At 72.5% G+C, this 16,049-nt stretch carries 17 protein-coding genes; 9 read left to right on the top strand and 8 right to left on the bottom strand.

Going from position 1 to position 16,049, the window contains the following annotated elements; translation table 11 throughout:
• The first annotated feature begins 3 nt into the window (after positions 1–3).
• A complete protein-coding gene (locus ACH4D5_RS37140) occupies positions 4–1,185 on the top strand; it encodes a MerR family transcriptional regulator (RefSeq protein ID WP_398312086.1) in 1,182 nt (393 codons plus the stop codon).
• Positions 1,186–1,290: 105 nt separating this feature from the next.
• Positions 1,291–1,965 carry a PadR family transcriptional regulator gene (locus ACH4D5_RS37135; RefSeq protein WP_398312083.1) on the top strand — a complete coding sequence of 225 codons (675 nt, stop codon included), beginning with the start codon at positions 1,291–1,293 and terminating at the stop codon, positions 1,963–1,965.
• Between the two features lie 128 nt (positions 1,966–2,093).
• Here ACH4D5_RS37135 and ACH4D5_RS37130 read toward each other — a convergent pair whose 3' ends face one another.
• The gene (locus ACH4D5_RS37130; RefSeq protein WP_398312080.1) at positions 2,094–2,522 is read right to left on the bottom strand and encodes an SRPBCC family protein; all 429 of its coding nucleotides are present in this window, start codon (positions 2,520–2,522) and stop codon (positions 2,094–2,096) included.
• A gap of 284 nt (positions 2,523–2,806) precedes the next feature.
• On the opposite strand from ACH4D5_RS37130, the gene ACH4D5_RS37125 reads away from it, so the two are divergent.
• Positions 2,807–3,625, top strand: a complete 819-nt coding sequence (locus ACH4D5_RS37125; protein ID WP_398312077.1) for a putative protein N(5)-glutamine methyltransferase — start codon at positions 2,807–2,809, stop codon at positions 3,623–3,625.
• Between the two features lie 99 nt (positions 3,626–3,724).
• On the opposite strand, the gene ACH4D5_RS37120 is transcribed toward ACH4D5_RS37125, so the two are convergent.
• Entirely contained in the window at positions 3,725–3,913 is a 189-nt protein-coding gene (locus ACH4D5_RS37120; protein WP_398312074.1) for a hypothetical protein, read from the bottom strand.
• A 196-nt stretch (positions 3,914–4,109) separates the two neighbouring features.
• Here ACH4D5_RS37120 and ACH4D5_RS37115 point away from each other — a divergent pair, with 196 nt between their 5' ends.
• The 3 genes from ACH4D5_RS37115 to ACH4D5_RS37105 all read left to right on the top strand — a co-directional run bounded on the left by ACH4D5_RS37115 (position 4,110) and on the right by ACH4D5_RS37105 (position 7,029).
• A complete protein-coding gene (locus tag ACH4D5_RS37115) occupies positions 4,110–4,700 on the top strand; it encodes a Clp protease N-terminal domain-containing protein (protein ID WP_398312071.1) in 591 nt (196 codons plus the stop codon).
• A 76-nt stretch (positions 4,701–4,776) separates the two neighbouring features.
• Complete coding sequence (locus ACH4D5_RS37110) at positions 4,777–5,814, top strand: EamA family transporter (RefSeq protein ID WP_398312068.1); 1,038 nt, start codon at positions 4,777–4,779, stop codon at positions 5,812–5,814.
• A gap of 159 nt (positions 5,815–5,973) precedes the next feature.
• A complete protein-coding gene (locus ACH4D5_RS37105) occupies positions 5,974–7,029 on the top strand; it encodes a DMT family transporter (RefSeq protein ID WP_398312065.1) in 1,056 nt (351 codons plus the stop codon).
• Between the two features lie 155 nt (positions 7,030–7,184).
• Here the strand turns inward: ACH4D5_RS37105 and ACH4D5_RS37100 are convergent, their stop codons facing one another.
• Together ACH4D5_RS37100 and ACH4D5_RS37095 are read right to left on the bottom strand one after the other, a co-directional pair.
• Positions 7,185–7,826: an FMN-binding negative transcriptional regulator gene (locus tag ACH4D5_RS37100; RefSeq protein ID WP_398312062.1), complete on the bottom strand. Its 642-nt coding sequence runs from the start codon at positions 7,824–7,826 to the stop codon at positions 7,185–7,187.
• Complete coding sequence (locus tag ACH4D5_RS37095; RefSeq protein WP_398312059.1) at positions 7,826–8,530, bottom strand: pyridoxamine 5'-phosphate oxidase family protein; 705 nt, start codon at positions 8,528–8,530, stop codon at positions 7,826–7,828. Before ACH4D5_RS37095 ends, ACH4D5_RS37100 begins: the two co-directional genes overlap by 1 nt.
• A gap of 80 nt (positions 8,531–8,610) precedes the next feature.
• Between ACH4D5_RS37095 and ACH4D5_RS37090 the strand changes: the two genes are divergently transcribed.
• On the top strand, positions 8,611–9,942 hold the full coding sequence (locus ACH4D5_RS37090) for an aminotransferase class I/II-fold pyridoxal phosphate-dependent enzyme (RefSeq protein ID WP_398312057.1): 1,332 nt from the start codon (positions 8,611–8,613) through the stop codon (positions 9,940–9,942).
• Here ACH4D5_RS37090 and ACH4D5_RS37085 read toward each other — a convergent pair.
• On the bottom strand, positions 9,933–11,027 hold the full coding sequence (locus ACH4D5_RS37085) for a DMT family transporter (protein ID WP_398312054.1): 1,095 nt from the start codon (positions 11,025–11,027) through the stop codon (positions 9,933–9,935). The two genes, ACH4D5_RS37090 and ACH4D5_RS37085, sit on opposite strands and share 10 nt — an antisense overlap.
• 74 nt (positions 11,028–11,101) lie before the next feature.
• Here ACH4D5_RS37085 and ACH4D5_RS37080 point away from each other — a divergent pair, with 74 nt between their 5' ends.
• Positions 11,102–12,004, top strand: a complete 903-nt coding sequence (locus ACH4D5_RS37080; protein WP_398312051.1) for a LysR substrate-binding domain-containing protein — start codon at positions 11,102–11,104, stop codon at positions 12,002–12,004.
• Positions 12,005–12,086: 82 nt separating this feature from the next.
• On the opposite strand, the gene ACH4D5_RS37075 is transcribed toward ACH4D5_RS37080, so the two are convergent.
• On the bottom strand, positions 12,087–12,572 hold the full coding sequence (locus tag ACH4D5_RS37075; protein WP_398312048.1) for a pyridoxamine 5'-phosphate oxidase family protein: 486 nt from the start codon (positions 12,570–12,572) through the stop codon (positions 12,087–12,089).
• A 175-nt stretch (positions 12,573–12,747) separates the two neighbouring features.
• On the opposite strand from ACH4D5_RS37075, the gene ACH4D5_RS37070 reads away from it, so the two are divergent.
• Positions 12,748–13,392: a cysteine hydrolase gene (locus tag ACH4D5_RS37070; protein ID WP_398312045.1), complete on the top strand. Its 645-nt coding sequence runs from the start codon at positions 12,748–12,750 to the stop codon at positions 13,390–13,392.
• On the opposite strand, the gene ACH4D5_RS37065 is transcribed toward ACH4D5_RS37070, so the two are convergent.
• Both ACH4D5_RS37065 and ACH4D5_RS37060 read right to left on the bottom strand, forming a co-directional pair.
• Positions 13,389–13,871, bottom strand: a complete 483-nt coding sequence (locus ACH4D5_RS37065; protein WP_398312042.1) for a Rieske (2Fe-2S) protein — start codon at positions 13,869–13,871, stop codon at positions 13,389–13,391. The two genes, ACH4D5_RS37070 and ACH4D5_RS37065, sit on opposite strands and share 4 nt — an antisense overlap.
• 32 nt (positions 13,872–13,903) lie before the next feature.
• Positions 13,904–16,039, bottom strand: a complete 2,136-nt coding sequence (locus tag ACH4D5_RS37060; RefSeq protein WP_398312039.1) for a prolyl oligopeptidase family serine peptidase — start codon at positions 16,037–16,039, stop codon at positions 13,904–13,906.
• Positions 16,040–16,049 lie beyond the last annotated feature (10 nt).

Here is a 16,049-nt window from a genome sequence, read left to right as displayed (position 1 = left end):
TCCGTGTTGATCGGTGATGTGGCACGACGGTCCGGGGTGAGCGCCCGCATGCTCAGGCACTACGACTCGCTCGGTCTGGTGCGGCCGACGGGGCGCACCGGCGGCGGCTACCGGGAGTACTCCGAGGACGACATCCGGCGGATCTTCCATATCGAGAGCCTCCGGTCGCTGGGGCTGTCCTTGCGTGAGGTCGGGCGCGCGCTCGACGATCCCGGCTTCACGCCCGCGGAGCTCGTCGACGACCTCGTCCGTCAGACGCGGGAACGCATCGCTCGTGAGATGGAGCTGCTCACGCGCCTCCGGCGGATCGGTGCCGCGGAGCCCGCGGGCTGGGAGGACGTCCTCCAGGTCGTCGCTCTGCTCCAGGGGCTGGGGTCGAAGAGCGCGGGGGCGCGTCAGCGGGCGGCCCTGTCGTCGGTCGAGGAGGCCCCGGTGCCGGTGGAAGCGCTGGTCGAGGCGGTGCTGAACGAGGCGGACCCGAATGTCGCCGGGGCGCTTCGGTGGGCTTTGGCGCAATCGGGCGGGGGAGGGGGAGGGGGCAGTGGTGCGGGCGGTGGTGAGGGAGAGGGCGGTGGTGAGGGAGAGGGTGGTGGTGATGCAGGGGGCAGTGGTGCGTTGGCGCTGTTGGCGGAGGGGTTGGACTCGCCGGTCGCCGCGGTGCGCAAGCGCGCCGTCCAGGCCGTCGCCGCGCTGGGGGACGGCGAGGCAGCCATCGCACTGCTGCGGGATGCCCTCGCCCACCCCGACCCGGTGGTCCGCGGGTGCGCGGCTCTGGCGCTCGGGGCGCGCGGGGAGGCCGACGCGATTCCGACGCTCATCGATCTGATCGGCGGCGAGGTGTACGTCGGGGGTGAGGTGCACGTCGGCGGGGCGGAAAGCGACGGCGGAGGCGGGAGCGGCGTCGCTGGGGTGGGTGACGTCAGCGGGGTGAGCGACGTCGACGCGGCCGACGCGCTGAGCGTGCTGGCGAGCGATCCGGCGCTGGCGGACCGGATCGCCACCGGGCTCGTCGACCGCGTGACCCATGGCGCCACGGAACCAGCCGCACGCCGGCGGCTGACGCAGGCGCTCGCGGACATCCCGGGCGCCACGACGTCGCGTGCTCTCGAAGAGCTGTCGCATGACGAGGACCGTGCCGTCGCGCTGACCGCCAGGTACCTCCTGACGCTGCGCGCGGCACGGTGAGGGACATGGGGGTTGCCGACCGACTACTTCCGATATATCGTTGAGGCATCGCGACAGGTTCACGACTGATCAACAAGCAATCGAAGCAATCAAGGAGTGATCACCATGCGTTCCCATGGTTTTGAATACGAGCACGGCCGCGGTCATGGACGCGGCCGCCATGGCGGCCCCGAGGGTCGTGAGGGTTTCGGCCGCGGAGGATTCGGCGGCTTCGGGGGTCTCGGGGACTTCGAGGGGCGGCGCGGCGCGTTCGGTCCGTTCGGTCCCGGTTTCGGCGGGCCCGGTGGGCCCGGCGGCCCCTGGGGCGGTGGCCGGGGCGGTCGTGGCGGTCCGCGCGGCAGGGCACGGCGCGGCGACGTGCGCGCGTCGATCCTGGCCCTCCTGAAGGACCGCCCGATGCACGGCTACGAGATGATCCAGGAGATCGCCGAGCGCAGCGGCGGGGCGTGGAAGCCCAGCCCCGGTTCCGTCTACCCGACCCTGCAGCTGCTGGAGGACGAGGGTCTGATCAGCAGTGCGAGCGAGGGCGGGAAGAAGCTCTTCTCGCTCACCGACGACGGCCGCGCGGCCGCCGCGGAGGGCCCCGAGGCGCCGTGGGAAGAGGCCGGGCGCGGGGTCGACTGGGAGACGCTGAACGAGGTCCGGCAGGCCGGTTTCGGTCTGATGGAGGCGTTCGGCCAGGTCTGGAAGACCGGCAGCAAGGAGCAGCGAGAAAAGGCTCTCGCGGTCGTCAACGACGCCCGCAAGAAGATGTATCTGATCCTCGCCGATGAGGACTGAGGTGGTCGGAGCCGATGGCTCCCACCACAGATGAGGCGCCCCGCACACATGGTGTGGGGCGCCTCGTTCGTTGTGCGGGCACGCGCGCTGCCGGCTTCGAGTCGCGGACCGGCGTACGCGTGACGGCCTCAGGTCACGAGTCCGTCCAGCTTGCGCAGGGACTCGTTGAGCGCGGCAGTCGCCGAGTCCTTCAGCTTTCCCGCCATCAGGGACACGGCGGCGCCGGTGAACTCCCCTTCGATGCGGACGACCGTCGCGGGTCCGTCCGGCGAGAGGGCATAGCGGGTGCGTACGTTGACGCCCATCGGGCCCTTGCCCGCGATGGCCAGGGTGCGCGCGGTCTCCAGCTCTTCGATCGTCCAGTCGACCTCGGCGGGGAAGCCCATCAGCTTCATGTTCTCCACGAAAGTGCCGCCCACCTCCAGGGTGGTCGGTCCGCCCTGCGGGAAGCTCGTGTGCGTGGCGTTCCACTCGTCGTACGAGGAGAAGTCGGTGAGCCGGGCCCAGACCTTCTCGGCGGGCGCCTCCATCCGTGCTTCCGCGCTGACTTCGGCCATGCGGCCCCCTCTTCCCGTCGGGCGCTGCGACGGCCGCAGCTACGGTGTCGCGGAACGTAGCCGCAGGGTCTGGAACATTCAATACTGATGAACTGTCAGATGTGGCCGTGCGGGGGAGTGGGGTACTGTTCCCCTGCCCTGTGACAGACGCAGGCAGCGCGCTTTGGAGGTGAGACCCATTACCGCAGTGGCAGGTCGGGTGCTCCCCCTTCGCGACCGCGCGGTTCACCCGGCATAGGTGAACCGAGGGAGCCCCATCGGGATCCCGAAAGGTTTACATCAGCATGTCGATCACAGCTTTCTCCGCATCGCACCGTTCCTCCGTCGTCGACGCCCTGCGCGCCGCGGGCTGCGTCTTCGCCGAGGACGAGGCGGAGTTGATTCTCTCCACCGCGCGCACCCCGGCCGAAGTGGCCGACATGGTCGAGCGCCGTGCGGGCGGTCTGCCTCTCGAACACGTGGTGGGCTGGGCCGAGTTCCGCGGTCTGCGCGTCGCCGTGGACCCGGGCGTCTTCGTGCCGCGCCGCCGCACCGAGTTCCTCGTCGGGCAGGCCGCCGCGCTCGCCGGGCGCGAAGCCGTCGTCGTCGATCTGTGCTGTGGCTCGGGGGCGCTCGGCGCCGCGCTCGCCGCGGGCCTCGACCGGGTGGAACTGCACGCCGCCGACATCGACCCGGCCGCGGTCCACTGCGCCCGCCGCAATGTCGCCGCAGCCGGGGGCGAGGTCTACGAAGGCGACCTCTACGACCCGCTGCCCGGCACGCTCCGCGGCCGCGTCGGCATCCTCCTCGCCAACGTCCCTTACGTGCCCACCGAAGAGGTCGGTCTGCTGCCCGCCGAGGCCCGCGTCCACGAGGCGCGGGTGGCGCTCGACGGCGGCGCGGACGGACTCGACGTGCTGCGCCGGGTGACCGAGGCGGCGCCCGCGTGGCTGGCGCCCGGCGGGCACCTGCTCTTCGAGACGAGTGAGGGCCAGGTGGCCGCCGCCGTCGACGCCGTCGAGCGGGCCGGTCTCGCGGCTCGGGTGGTCAGCGACGAGACCCTGTACGCCACGGTCGTCATCGGGACCCGCGCGGCGGGCCGCGGAGGCCGGCGGGCGGCGTAACGGCCGGACGGCACGACGGGGACCCGGCCCACATTCCCCTGAGCCACCTTCCGGGGGTGCGTGGGCGGCCGGTCGGCCCGTCTCCTGCATCTCCGCCGGTCAGCCCACCAGTCGTATCTCCGCCGCGTCGAAAAGATCCGACGCCCTCGGGAACGGGCCCTCGTCGTGGCAGTGCCAGGCCTCCCAGAACAGGTCGGCGGGCAGTGCGTTGTCGGGTGCGTACACCCGATAGACGTACTGCCTGCCGTCGACAGCAGGCAGGGCGACCATCCAGCTCCTGCTCTCCATGATTGTTGGACGTGCGAAGCCTCGCCATGGTTGCGCGCTCGGCACGGAGCAAGGCGGCGCGCGCGCCGCCGCGCGGGCCGAGCCGATCTCATCCGTAAGGAGGACAACCATCGCATGCGTGCCCAACCTGTGTCGGACGCCAAGATGCTTCCCGCCGCCGATGCATATGCCCCTGGGGGTTGATGTGGTGGGAGATGTGCAAAGCCGTACCCCGCCGGGCGCCGAGCCCGGCCCGACCCGAGCAGAACTCGACTCCGGACTCAGCGCGGAACTGGCGTCGGTGGTGGCCGGTGCGCGCCGTCGCGCCGTCCGTGACGGGGATCGGCAGATAGACACCGCGCACCTGCTGCACTCCCTCCTGGAGACCGACCCCGAGGTGCGCTCCGTTTTCGAGAACGGCGCGCAGGCCGTGCGGGTGCTCGGCTATCTCGTGCAGCGCAGCATCGGCTACGGCCTGCAATGGCAGGGCACCGTCGAGGACTCCGGTGCCGTGCCCGTGGTGACGCCGGTGAAGGAGACCGGCTGGTCGCCGGCCGCCACCAGCGCGATGGACATGGCGCTGGAACGTGCCGCGCTGCGCGGGGAGGCCCGGGCCCTCGGCATCGACCTGCTCGCGGGGCTCGTCGCCGACCCGGACTGCCGGGCCGTCGAGGTCCTCGGACGGGCGAAGGTCGACGTCCCGGTGCTGCTGCGGCGTATCGAGGCGGGATGCAGGCAGTACGCGTCCGGCGGGCAGGGGCATGTCGCGGGCCAGGGGTACTCCGCAGGCCAGGGCTCCGACTGCTGACCGCGGGGCGGCGTGGCGTCCGCCGATTGAGACAGGGGTCTAAAGGAGTGACGCTCCTGACGTCGGCTGCCATGATGTGCCGGTGCGAGCGTCTGACGGTATTCAAGAGGAAAGCCATGGCTCCCGAGGAAGTCATGGAAAGAGTGGTGGCAGGGGGCTCGGGCTGGGTCTCGCCCTGATCTCCGCGGTCGCCTTCGGCGGCTCCGGCGTCGCGGCGAAACCGCTGATCGAAGCGGGCCTCGACCCGCTGCACGTGGTGTGGCTGCGGGTGGCGGGGGCCGCCCTCGTGATGCTGCCCGTCGCCTGGCGCCACCGCGGACTGCTGCGGAGCAGGCCCGCGCTGCTCGCCGGGTTCGGTCTCCTCGCCGTCGCGGGCGTCCAGGCCTGCTATTTCGCCGCGCTCTCCCGCATTCCCGTGGGCGTCGCGCTGCTGATCGAGTACCTTGCGCCCGCGCTCGTGCTCGGCTGGGTGCGCTTCGTGCAGCGGCGGCCGGTGACGCGGGCCGCCGCGCTCGGTGTGGTGCTCGCCGTCGGCGGGCTCGCCTGCGTCGTCGAGGTGTGGGCGGGGCTGAGCTTCGACGTCGTCGGCCTCCTGCTCGCGCTCGGCGCCGCCTGCTGCCAGGTCGGCTACTTCGTCCTGTCCGACCAGGGCAGCGACGCGGGCGACGACGCCCCGGACCCGCTCGGCGTCATCGCGTACGGCCTGCTCGTCGGCACCGCGGTCCTGACCGTCGTCGCGCGGCCGTGGGGCATGGACTGGTCGGTGCTCGCGGGCGACGCGGACCTGGACGGCTCGGCCGTGCCGGCCTGGGCGCTGCTCGCCTGGATCGTGCTCATCGCGACGGTCGTCGCCTACGTCACCGGCGTCCTGTCCGTGCGCAGGCTCTCGCCCCAGGTGGCGGGCGTCGTGGCCTGCCTCGAAGCGGTCATCGCGACCGCCCTGGCCTGGGTCGTCCTGGGCGAGCACCTCTCGGCGCCGCAGGTCGTCGGTGGCGCGATCGTGCTCGTGGGCGCGTTCATCGCCCAGTCCTCCGCCCCGGCCGACACCGCCGTCGTACCGGGGGAGATCCCGGCATCCGAAACGGAGTTGTCGCACAGCGGGAGCCGGTCCTAAGGTGCTGATCATGTATTCACACGCACTCGTTCTTCCGCCCCCCGCCGCTTAGCGCGGGGCACTGACGGAACACGCCCGAGCCGGTGGCCGGGCGGAACGGTGCTGCCCGCAGACGGAGCCAGTCATCCCTCTCTGCTGCGGAGATCTCACGTGTCGAACATGTCGAGCACGTCCAGCGCGCCCGTACTCCCGGGCGCCGCTGTCCTTCCTGCCGTCCGGCGCCTGCCCGTCGGACGAGGCCTCTTCTATCTGATCATCGCCGGAACCGCGTGGGGCACCGCGGGTGCCGCCGCCGCGCTGGTCTTCGATGCCGGCGACATGGGCCCGGTCAGCCTTTCCTTCTGGCGGTGCGTGGGTGGCTTCGTGCTGCTGTTCGCGGCGCGTCTCGTGCGGCCGCGCCGCGCCGGGGCGTACGGGACGGCCGCCGAGCCACTGAGCCGTCGGGCGCACCAAGCGCACCGGGTACGCCGACTGCGCCGGGTGCGCAGGATCGTCGTGACCGGCGTGGCTCTCGCGGTGTTCCAGACCGCCTACTTCGCCTCCGTCGAGGCGACCGGCCTCGCGGTCGGCACCGTCGTCACCATGGGGTCGGGGCCCGTCCTCATCGCGCTCGGCGCGCGGCTGACCCTGAACGAGCGGCTCGGACGCGGCGGTGTCGTGGCCGTCGTCGGCGCCCTCGGGGGCCTCGCCGTGCTGGTCCTCGGTGGCGACGGCGGCGGTGGCGCGACCGTGCGGCCTTCGGGGGTCGCCTGGGGGCTCGTCTCCGCGGCCGCGTACGCCGTCATGACGCTCCTCACGCGCTGGTGGGGCCGGGACGGCGGCGCCGACTCTGCCGAGACCACGGTCTGGGCGTTCGCCGTCGTCTCGCTCTGCCTGCTGCCGCTCGCCGCGGTCGAGGGCCTGGTGCCGCACACCGCCGACCCCGTGCGCGTGGGCCTGTGCCTTCTGTACATCGCCGCCGTGCCGACGGCCGTCGCCTACGCGCTGTATTTCGCCGGGGCGGCCGTCGTACGGTCCGCCACCGTCTCCGTGATCATGCTGCTCGAACCGGTGGGCGCCGCGATCATCGCGGTCGCGTTCCTGGGTGAGGCGCTGACGGTGGCGACCGTGCTGGGTACGGCGCTGATGCTGGCCGCGGTGACGGGCCTCGCGGTCACGGAGGCGCGGGGCGTGGTGGCCGAGCGGCGCGAAGTGGCGCCGGTGGCGCCGGTGTAGGGGGAGCGGGGTGGGTGCCTTGCGGTGACATCTGCTTGCCGTGAGGCGCCCCCGCCATCCGCCCTCGCCGCCGTCCGTGGGGCCTGATCCGGTCCTGCGCCGGGTCCGGTCCCGCGCCGGGTCAAGTCTCGCACCGGACCACGTCCCGCGCCGGGTCAGGTCTCGCGGCGGCGCGCCTGGTGCGCGCGGGCGGCCGCGTCGCGCGGCCCCTGCCGCTCGGCGAGGCCGGCGGCGATGCGGTCCTGCACTTCGTCCGGCTTGTGACTCGCGTACTTGAACTTCGCCCGTACGTCCGTCACTTCGAGGGAGAGCGCGCGGATGCCGGAGAGCATGCGGCCGTACGGAGCCTCGCCCACCGCCGCCCGCGCGGAACCGCCCTCCGGCTGGAAGTGGCCGACCTGGCGGTTCAGGATGTCGGCCTTCTCCTCGGGGTCGTCGACGATGCGGGCGGTGCAGCGGAGCTGGACGGCGGCGTAGAAGCTGGTCGGCACGCCGTGCTCGGCCGGAATGTCGGGGGCGGCCTGCCAGGGCCCCGGCACGTACACGTAGTCGTCGACCACGCTCAGCAGCACGGTCGGGTCGGCCTCCAGGGCGTGCCACACGGGGTTCGGGCGCGCCAGGTGACCAAGAACCCGCCCGTGAGTGCCGTGTGTGGCTTCGTACGTGAAGTGGAGCGGCTGGACGTGGGGAGGTTCGCCCGGCAGGCCGTTCACGGCGAGTTGCCCGAAGTCATGGGTGGCGAGCCACTGTTGCCACTCGGTGTCGGTGCGGGGGGCGTCCCAGGGGTGGATCAGCATCACAGCCCCGCCAGGTAGGCGGGGACCTCGATGCCCGGTGCGAGGTCGTCGGCGGGGATCAGGGCGTCGTGGCCCTTGCGGAGCGGGACCACGCCGGCCCAGTGGGGGAGGTCCATGTCCTCCGGCTCGTCGTTCGGGCCGCCGGTGCGCGCCTTCGCCGACACCTCGTTCAGGTCGAGGCGGAGCACGGCGGTCGCCGCGAGCTCCTTGGCGTCGGCGGGGCGGGAGTCGGCCGCCCGGCCCGGCACGACGTGGTCGACGAGCGCGTCCAGCGCGAGCCGCTTCTCCTCCGGGTCCGTGACCTGGTGGGCCGTGCCGTGGACCACGACGGAGCGATAGTTGATCGAGTGGTGGAAGGCCGAGCGGGCCAGCACCAGGCCGTCGACGTGGGTGACGGTCAGGCACACCGGCAGGCCCGGGTCCTGCTCCGTGGCGGACGCGCCCGCCATGCGCAGCGGCCGGGACCCGGTCGAGCCGTGCACGTACAGGCGGTCGCTCACCCTTCCGTAGAGCGTAGGGAGCACGACGGGGGCGCCGTCGCGGACGAAGCCGAGATGGCAGACGTAGGCCTCGTCGAGTATCGCGTGCACCGACTCGCGGTCGTACGAAGCGCGCTCCCGTGAGCGGGTGGGGATCGTGCGGTCGGTCGGTGTGTAGGCGGCGCCCGGCGAAGGGGTGTCGGTGGTGCTCGGCTGCGTCTGCATGGTTCTCCCTGCTCTGTCGCGCTGTGCGGTGCTGCGTTCTCGACTTGCCACAACTATTGCACTAGTGCATAATCTGCTTTGTGCTAGGAGAGTATCGGATCGAAGGCCGGCGCGCAGCTGAGATCGCGGCCAGCGTGGAGCGTGCGGTGGGCGACGGCGGCCTCGAACCGGGGCAACTGCTGCCGCCCATGCGGGAGTTGGCGACCCACCTCGGGGTGAATCCCAATACCGTCGCGGCCGCCTATCGCACGCTGCGCGAGCGGGGCGTCATCGAGACGGCGGGGCGGCGCGGCAGCCGTATCCGTCCGAAGCCCGCCACCACCGCACGCGAACTGATCCGGGTGGACGCGCCGCCAGGGGTGCGCAACGTCTCCAAGGGCAACCCCGACCCGAGGCTGCTGCCCGCCCTGTCCGAGGCGCTCACGGCGGCCGCCGCACAGAGCGACGAGCGACCCGTCCTCTACGGAGAGGGCGCGGTGGACCCGGAGCTCGAACGGCACGCGCGCGTGGCCTTCGACGCCGACGGCGTGCCCCGTGGCCCCCTCGCCGTCACCTCCGGATCGCTCGACGCCATCGAGCGCGTGCTCGCCGCCCACCTCAAGCCCGGCGACGGGGTCGCCGTGGAGGACCCGGGGTGGGGCAGCCTGCTGGATCTCGTCTCCGCCCTGGGGCTTCGCGCGGTCCCGGTGGGTGTGGACGACGAGGGTCCGCTGCCCGCCGACGTGGAGCGGGCGCTGGCGTCCGGCGCGCGGGCGGCCATCGTGACGGACCGGGCGCAGAATCCGACCGGTGCCGCCGTCACCGCTCCACGCGCGCGTGCCCTGCGGGACGTGTTCGCCGCGCACGAGGACGTTCTGCTCATCGAGGATGACCACGGCCACGGCATCGTCGACCTGCCACTGCACCCGCTGGCCGGGGCGACCCGCAGCTGGGCCCTGACCCGCTCCACCGCCAAGGCGTACGGCCCCGATCTGCGGCTCGCCGTGCTCACCGGTGACTCCGTGACGGTGGACCGGGTGCAGGGGCGCCAGCGGCTCGGTCCCGGCTGGGTGAGCCGACTGCTGCAGCGCGCTGTCGCCCGGCTCTGGGCCGAGGGCGCGGTCGACCCCCGCACGGTGGCGGCCTCCTACGACCGGCGCCGGGAGGCCCTCATCGCGGCGCTCGCCGAGCGGGGCGCGGCCGCGTACGGACGCAGCGGCATGAACGCGTGGGTGCCGGTGCCCGACGAGACCGGGGCGGTCGCGCGGCTGCTGCACGCGGGGTGGGCCGTGGCTCCGGGGGCGAGATTCCGGCTGAACACGCCGCCCGCGGTGCGGATCACCGTGGCGGCGCTCGACGACGAGGACATCGTGGCGGTGGCGGACGCCGTCGCCGCGGCCACCGGGCCCGCTCCTGTCCGGCGTTACGACTGACGGGACGGGCACACTTCTGGGGTCGCTACGACTGACGTGGCGGACGCACTTCCGGGCGCCTTCGTGCACGGCCTGGCGCCTTCGCGCAACGGCCGGGACCGCGGGCGCGGCCCGGACTGGGTGAGCGCGGCGCCCGCCAGGACGATCACCGCGCCGACGGGCGTCGACCAGCTCAGGGACTCCCCGAGCACCACGACGCCGGCGGCGGTCGCGATGACCGGGATGAAGTACGTGACCATCTGGGCGGTCGTCGGGCCGACCTCGGCGACCAGCGCGTACTGCAGCAGGAACGCGAGCCCGGTACCGAGGGCACCGAGTGCCACGACGGCGAGCAGCGGTACGACGGGGAAGTGGGTCGGCAGCGAGGTGAACAGCGGGGTCACTATGGCCAGTTCGGCCGTCGCGACGAGCAACTGGGCGCCGGAGAGGGAGAGGTTCGAGTGCCCGGACCCGGCCAGTGTGCGGCGTACGTAGATCCAGCCGATCGGGTAGCTGAGCGAGGCGAGCAGCGCCATCAGGGTGCCGCCGAGATCGAGTCCGCTGAAGCCCTGCCACGCGCCGAGCACGGTGAGCACACCGAAGAAGCCGAGGCCGAGGCCCGCGACGCGGCGCCGGGTCGGCCGGTCCTCGGAGAGCGCGACCAGCGAGAGGGCCATGCCCCACAGCGGTGACGTCGCGTTGCAGATCCCCGCGAGCGTCGACGGGATCGTCAGCTCCGCGTACGCGAAGAGGGAGAACGGCAGGGCGTTGAGCAGGAGGGCCGCCACCGTCAGGTGCAGCCAGGTCCGCGCCCCGCGCGGCAGCCGCTCCCGCTTCACCACGAGCACGGCGGCGACCACGGCCGTGCCGAACGCCAGCCTGCCCAGGGTCACTTGGAACGGGGCGTACCCGTCCGTCCCCACCTTGATCAGCAGAAAGCTGAAGCCCCAGATGAGCGAGAGGACACCGAAGCGGATGCGCCAGTCGAGGGCGGCGCGCGTCGGCGTGCCGGGAGGGGTGACTGCCGGTCTGACTGCCGAGGCGGCGGGGACGGAGGGGGCGTAGGGGACGGTGTCCGACCGGGGCGGCGGGGGCGCGGTGCTCATGCGTCTCACGATGGACCCGACGATCTCGTAGCACAAGCGAGATTTCGTGCGGTGTATCGCGTAGCATCGCTTACATGTTGAACCTGGAGCGGCTGCGCACGCTCGATGCCCTCGCCCGGCACGGCTCCGTCAGCGGGGCGGCCGCGGGGCTGCACGTCACGACGTCGGCGGTCTCGCAGCAGATGACGAAGCTGGAGCGCGAGGTGGGTCAGCAGCTCCTCGCCAAGAACGGCAGGGGGGTGCGCCTGACCGACGCCGGGCGGCTGCTCGCCGAGCACGCCGCGCGGATCCTCTCGCAGGTCGAGCTCGCCCAGGCCGACCTGGAGGAACAGCGCGGCAAGGCTGTCGGCGAGCTGCGGATCTCCGCGTTCCCCACGGCCATGCGCGGCCTGCTGCCCGCGACTCTGTCCGCGCTCCGCGCCGACCACCCCGGGCTGCGGGTGGCCTGCCAGGAGATGGAGCCGACGCCGGCCGTCGCGGCCGTGGTGCGGGGCGACATCGACATGGCGGTCGTCCTCGACTGGTACAACAAACCGCTGCCCGTCCCTGACGGCCTGGTCAAGGTGCCTCTCCTCGACGACCCCGCCGACATCGCGATGCCCGCGGCGCATCCTCTCGCGGACCGCACCGAGGTGGACTTGGAGGAGTTCGCGAACGACGAGTGGATCACCTGGGCGGAGGGCGAGTTCTGCCACGAGTGGCTGATGTTCACGCTGCGCGGCAAGGGCGTCGAGCCGCGCATCGCGCACCGCGCCGAGGAGCACCACACGCAGCTCGCGCTGGTCGCGGCCGGCCTCGGGGTGTGCGTGGCACCGCAGTTGGGCCGGGACCCGATGCCGACGGGAGTACGCGCGGTCCCGGTGCGGCAGCGGGTGCGGCGGCATGTGTACGTGGTGTGGCGGGCGGACGCGGACCGCCGCCCGTCGATCAGGGCGGCGGCGGAGGCGCTGAGGGCGGCGGGGGCCGGGCTCCGGTAGGTGGCTCGGGTGGCGTCCTTCGGCAGGGGGAGCTTCGGAAAGGGGCAGGGGAGCTTCGGAACGGGGCAGGGGGCGGGCTGGTTCAGTGGGTTCCCGCCCGGCCGGGCGCGGCCAGTTTGCGGAAGTCCCAGGAGGCCACGGCGTCCGGTGTCAGACGCGCCCAGGCGTGGCGGCCGTCATGCGGCATCTCGGACATGCCGAAGATCTTCTGGGCGAAAAGGCGCTCGGGCGCATCGAGTTCGGGGCACGGATCGCCCTTGCGCGGGCACTCGCCGACGAAGTCCACCGTCCCCGACAGCTCCACACCGCGCAGCTCGCCGTACGCCTCTCCGGCGTCGACCACCACGGCGATCCGCGGATCCTTGCGCAGGTCGGCCCAGCGCTTGCTCCGGGTGATCGAGTACAGCCACAGCGACGTGCCGTCCCAGGCGAACCAGAGCGTGCTGGCGTGCGGGGCGCCGTCCTGGGACACGGTCGCCACCCGGCACGTGCGTTCCGTGGCGAGGAACGTGTCGAGTTCGTCCGGCGTCATCATGATCCTGCGGCCCCGGCGCTGCGTGACGGCCATGTGTCCTCCAGCTCAGGATGTTCGTAGATGGGACGGAAGCCTGACTTTCCGTCAGGAAAGAATGAGGGCTCTTCCTTCGTGACGCAATGGCCGTTAGCCTCGCGCGGATTCCGGGCCCAGGGGGCCGACACCCGGCCGACGCCGGCGTCCCGGACGTCCGCGACAAGGGGAAGCCATGCCGTCGTACGAACAGCTGAGGGAACTCCTCGACCCCGCCACCACGGCCCTGCTGACCGTCGAGTGCCAGCAGGGCGTCGTCGGCACCGAGAGCGCCCTGCCCGAACTGGCCGCGGAGGCACGCAAGTCGGGCGCCCTCGCCAATGTCGCCCGGCTGGTGTCCGCGGCGCACCAGAGCGGGGTGCAGGTCCTGCACGCGGTCGCCGAACGGCGGCCCGACGGGCGCGGGGCCAGCCACAACGCCCGGCTGTTCCGGGCCGCCGAGCGGCTGCCCGTACAGCAGCTCTCGGGCACCGCCGCCGTACGGATCGCGCCGCCGATCGAAGTGGCCGACGAGGACTTCGTCGTACGACGCCTGCACGGCCTGTCACCGATCGCGGGCACCGACGTGGACCCACTGCTGCGCAACATCGGCTGCCGCACCCTGCTGGTCACCGGCGTCTCGGCCAACGTCGCGATACCGAACGCCGTGTTCGACGCCGTGAATCTCGGCTACACCGCCGTCGTACCCGCCGACGCCATCGCCGGAGTCCCCGCCGACTACACACCCGCCATGATCCGCCACACCCTCGCGCTCGTCGCCACCGTCACCACCACGCAGGACGTGCTCGGCGCCTGGAAGCGGCCGGGCCGCGCCGGCTAGACCAGCCTGATCGAGCCGCCCGCCACGGTGATCTCGGCCGCCGGCAGGGGCTTGGGCGCAGGACCGCCCCGCACGCTGCCGTCCGCGATGTCGAACTTGCTGCCGTGGCACGGGCAGTTGACGGTGCCGCCCTCGACGCTCGTCACCGGACACTGCTTGTGGGTGCAGCGGTTGGAGAACGCCTTGAACTCGCCCTTGGTGGGCTGGGTGACCACGATCTGCTCGTCCTTGAAGATCTTGCCGCCGCCCACGGGGATGTCCGACGTCTTGGCCAGCACGGCGCCGCCCGCGCCACCGTCCTCACCGCCTTCCGGCTCCTGCGCGCCCGCCGGTTCGGAGGAGCTCTTGTCGTCACTGGACCCGCATGCGGTGAGGGCGGCGGCGATGCCCGCGGCCCCGATGGTGGCCATGACCGTGCGGCGGCAGGGAGCGGAGACGGTCTCTTCGGAAGCCGTCGTGCCCGGAAGTGAAGTCGTCATGTCCGGTGGTACGGAGCCATGGCCCCCCGTGTTCAAACGCTCAAGGATTTCCCCAGGAAATCGAGTTCGAGCCGCAGCAGGTTCGCCGCCACCTCGTCCTGGGAGACCAGGTGGCCCGCGCCGGGCAGCGGCAGCACGGTGTGCGGGCGGCCTGCGGCCAGCAGCGCCGCGGAGAAGCGCAGCATGTGCACAGGGAGGACGTTGTCGTCCGCGAGCCCGTGCACCAGCATCAGCGGCCGCTCCAGACGGTGCGCGTGCGCGACCAGCGAACAGCGCTCGTACTGGTCGGGCAGGACGTCGGGATGGCCGAGATAGCGCTCCTTCCAGTGCGTGTCGTACAACCGCAGGTCCGTCGGCGCGGCACCCGCCACCGCCGCGTGGAAGACGTCGGGCCGGTGCAGCACCGCGCCCGCCGCGAGATAGCCGCCGAAGGACCAGCCCCGGATGCCCACACGCTCCAGGTTGAGGTCGGGGAAGCGCTCGGCGGCGGCGTGCAGCGCGTCCACCTGGTCCTCCAGCACCGGCGTCAGCTGGTCGCCGTGCACGGCCTTCTCCCACACGTCGCCACGGCCGGGCGTGCCGCGCCCGTCCGTGATCAGCACCGCGTACCCCTGCTCGGCGAACCACTGCGCCACGATCGTCCACCACGCGCGCGCGTGGACCACGAGTTGGATTCCTGGACCCGCGTAAGGGCAGAGCAGGACAGGCAGCTTCGCGGCACCCGGTTCGTGCCAGGACGGCAGGTACAGCGCGCTGCGCAGCTCCCGCTTCCCGAGGGTGAGATGGCGGGGCCGGGGCACCACCACCGGCTCCTCGGCGAACACCGCGATCCGCCCGACCGGTACGCCGTCGCGCAGCACCGTCACCGTCTGTCCCTCGGGCGTCCTGCTGTCGAGGACCACGGTGTCGCCGCCGACGGCCGCGGTGTGCACGCCTGGTCCCTCGCTGATCCGCCGCAGGGTGCCGGTACGGCGCTCGGGGTCGGGCTCGTCGTCCTGGTGGTCGAACGACCAGACGTGCACCTCCGTGGGCTCGTACGAGGCGGTGAACCACACCCGGTCGTCGACGCCGCCCAGTACCTCGCGCACCTGGAGACCGCTCGGCGTCCTGGTGTTGCCGACCCGCAGGCCCCGCGTGCCGCCGCGCACGTTCCAGTGCGCCACGACCCGCCCGCTCGCCAGGCGCAGCGGTACGCCCGGCATCAACTCCAGCCAGGCGGGGTCGCGTCGGTGCCCGACCATCTCCGCACCGCCGGTCGCCGGGTCCACCTCCAGCACGTACAGGGAACGCTGGTCGCGGGTCTGCAGGGTCATCAGCGGGCCCTCGGCGTCCCAGCACACCGTGGGAACGTACTCGAAGACGCCGTCCGTCCACTCTCCGTAGGAGTGGTGCTCCGAGACGCGTTCCGGGGTGCGCACCGTGACGTGTGTCCCGTCCACACGCAGGATGTGCAGGGACGTTTCGGCGTTGGCGGTTCCTGCCGCCGGATAGCGGACCGCGCGGGGCGGCAGGTCGGGCCTTGCCGGGTCGGACAGCCACCAGCGTCGCACCCGCGAGGCGTCCACGCGCGCGACGATCAGCGCGTCGCTCTCCGGAGACCACCAGAATCCGCGCTGCCTGCCCATCGACTCGGCGGCGACGTGATCGGCGAGACCGTACGTGACGTCGTCGCCCTCGGGCTCCGCGAGCGCCCGGTCGCCCGTGCCGTCGACGCCGACGACGTGCAGGGCGCCTCCGGAGACGTACGCGACGACGTTCCCGTCGGGCGACGGGCGCGGGTCGACCACCGGTCCCGCCGTGCGGATCCGGCGCGGTGCGCCGCCGTCCGTCTCCACCACCCAGAGCGCGCCGCCCAGCGCGACAGCGGCCACGCGCGCGTGGTGGTCGATCGCGAAAGTCACCACTCCTTGTGATGCTTCCCGCGCCCGCTCCCTGCGGATCCGTTCCGCCTCCGGCACCGGTCCCGCCTCGCCCAACGCCAACGGATCGACCAGCATGCGCTCGGCCCCGTCCTCGTACACCCACAGCCTGCCCACCGGATCGTTGCCGGCGGTGGAGCGCACGAACAGCACCCGTTCACCGTCCGGCGAGACCGTGAAGCCGTGTGGCACACCCAGCGAGAAGCGGCGCGTGCGCGCGAACTGCCGAGGAAGGTCAAGGGAGTCCATGGCGGGCACT

It is taken from the genome of Streptomyces sp. NPDC018029 (assembly GCF_044327655.1).
Lineage (GTDB): Bacteria > Actinomycetota > Actinomycetes > Streptomycetales > Streptomycetaceae > Streptomyces.
This window is presented reverse-complemented; position numbering and strand designations above follow the sequence as displayed.

What these genes read in the sequence shown, in the direction of transcription:
- ACH4D5_RS37135 (WP_398312083.1), top strand. Translation starts at nt 1,291, where the DNA reads ATGCGTTCCCATGGTTTTGAATACGAGCACGGCCGCGGTCATGGACGC.
- ACH4D5_RS37130 (WP_398312080.1), bottom strand. Translation starts at nt 2,522, where the DNA reads ATGGCCGAAGTCAGCGCGGAAGCACGGATGGAGGCGCCCGCCGAGAAG.
- ACH4D5_RS37125 (WP_398312077.1), top strand. Translation starts at nt 2,807, where the DNA reads ATGTCGATCACAGCTTTCTCCGCATCGCACCGTTCCTCCGTCGTCGAC.
- ACH4D5_RS37120 (WP_398312074.1), bottom strand. Translation starts at nt 3,913, where the DNA reads ATGGAGAGCAGGAGCTGGATGGTCGCCCTGCCTGCTGTCGACGGCAGG.
- ACH4D5_RS37105 (WP_398312065.1), top strand. Translation starts at nt 5,974, where the DNA reads ATGTCGAGCACGTCCAGCGCGCCCGTACTCCCGGGCGCCGCTGTCCTT.
- ACH4D5_RS37100 (WP_398312062.1), bottom strand. Translation starts at nt 7,826, where the DNA reads ATGCTGATCCACCCCTGGGACGCCCCCCGCACCGACACCGAGTGGCAA.
- ACH4D5_RS37095 (WP_398312059.1), bottom strand. Translation starts at nt 8,530, where the DNA reads ATGCAGACGCAGCCGAGCACCACCGACACCCCTTCGCCGGGCGCCGCC.
- ACH4D5_RS37085 (WP_398312054.1), bottom strand. Translation starts at nt 11,027, where the DNA reads ATGAGCACCGCGCCCCCGCCGCCCCGGTCGGACACCGTCCCCTACGCC.
- ACH4D5_RS37080 (WP_398312051.1), top strand. Translation starts at nt 11,102, where the DNA reads ATGTTGAACCTGGAGCGGCTGCGCACGCTCGATGCCCTCGCCCGGCAC.
- ACH4D5_RS37075 (WP_398312048.1), bottom strand. Translation starts at nt 12,572, where the DNA reads ATGGCCGTCACGCAGCGCCGGGGCCGCAGGATCATGATGACGCCGGAC.
- ACH4D5_RS37070 (WP_398312045.1), top strand. Translation starts at nt 12,748, where the DNA reads ATGCCGTCGTACGAACAGCTGAGGGAACTCCTCGACCCCGCCACCACG.
- ACH4D5_RS37065 (WP_398312042.1), bottom strand. Translation starts at nt 13,871, where the DNA reads ATGACGACTTCACTTCCGGGCACGACGGCTTCCGAAGAGACCGTCTCC.
- ACH4D5_RS37060 (WP_398312039.1), bottom strand. Translation starts at nt 16,039, where the DNA reads ATGGACTCCCTTGACCTTCCTCGGCAGTTCGCGCGCACGCGCCGCTTC.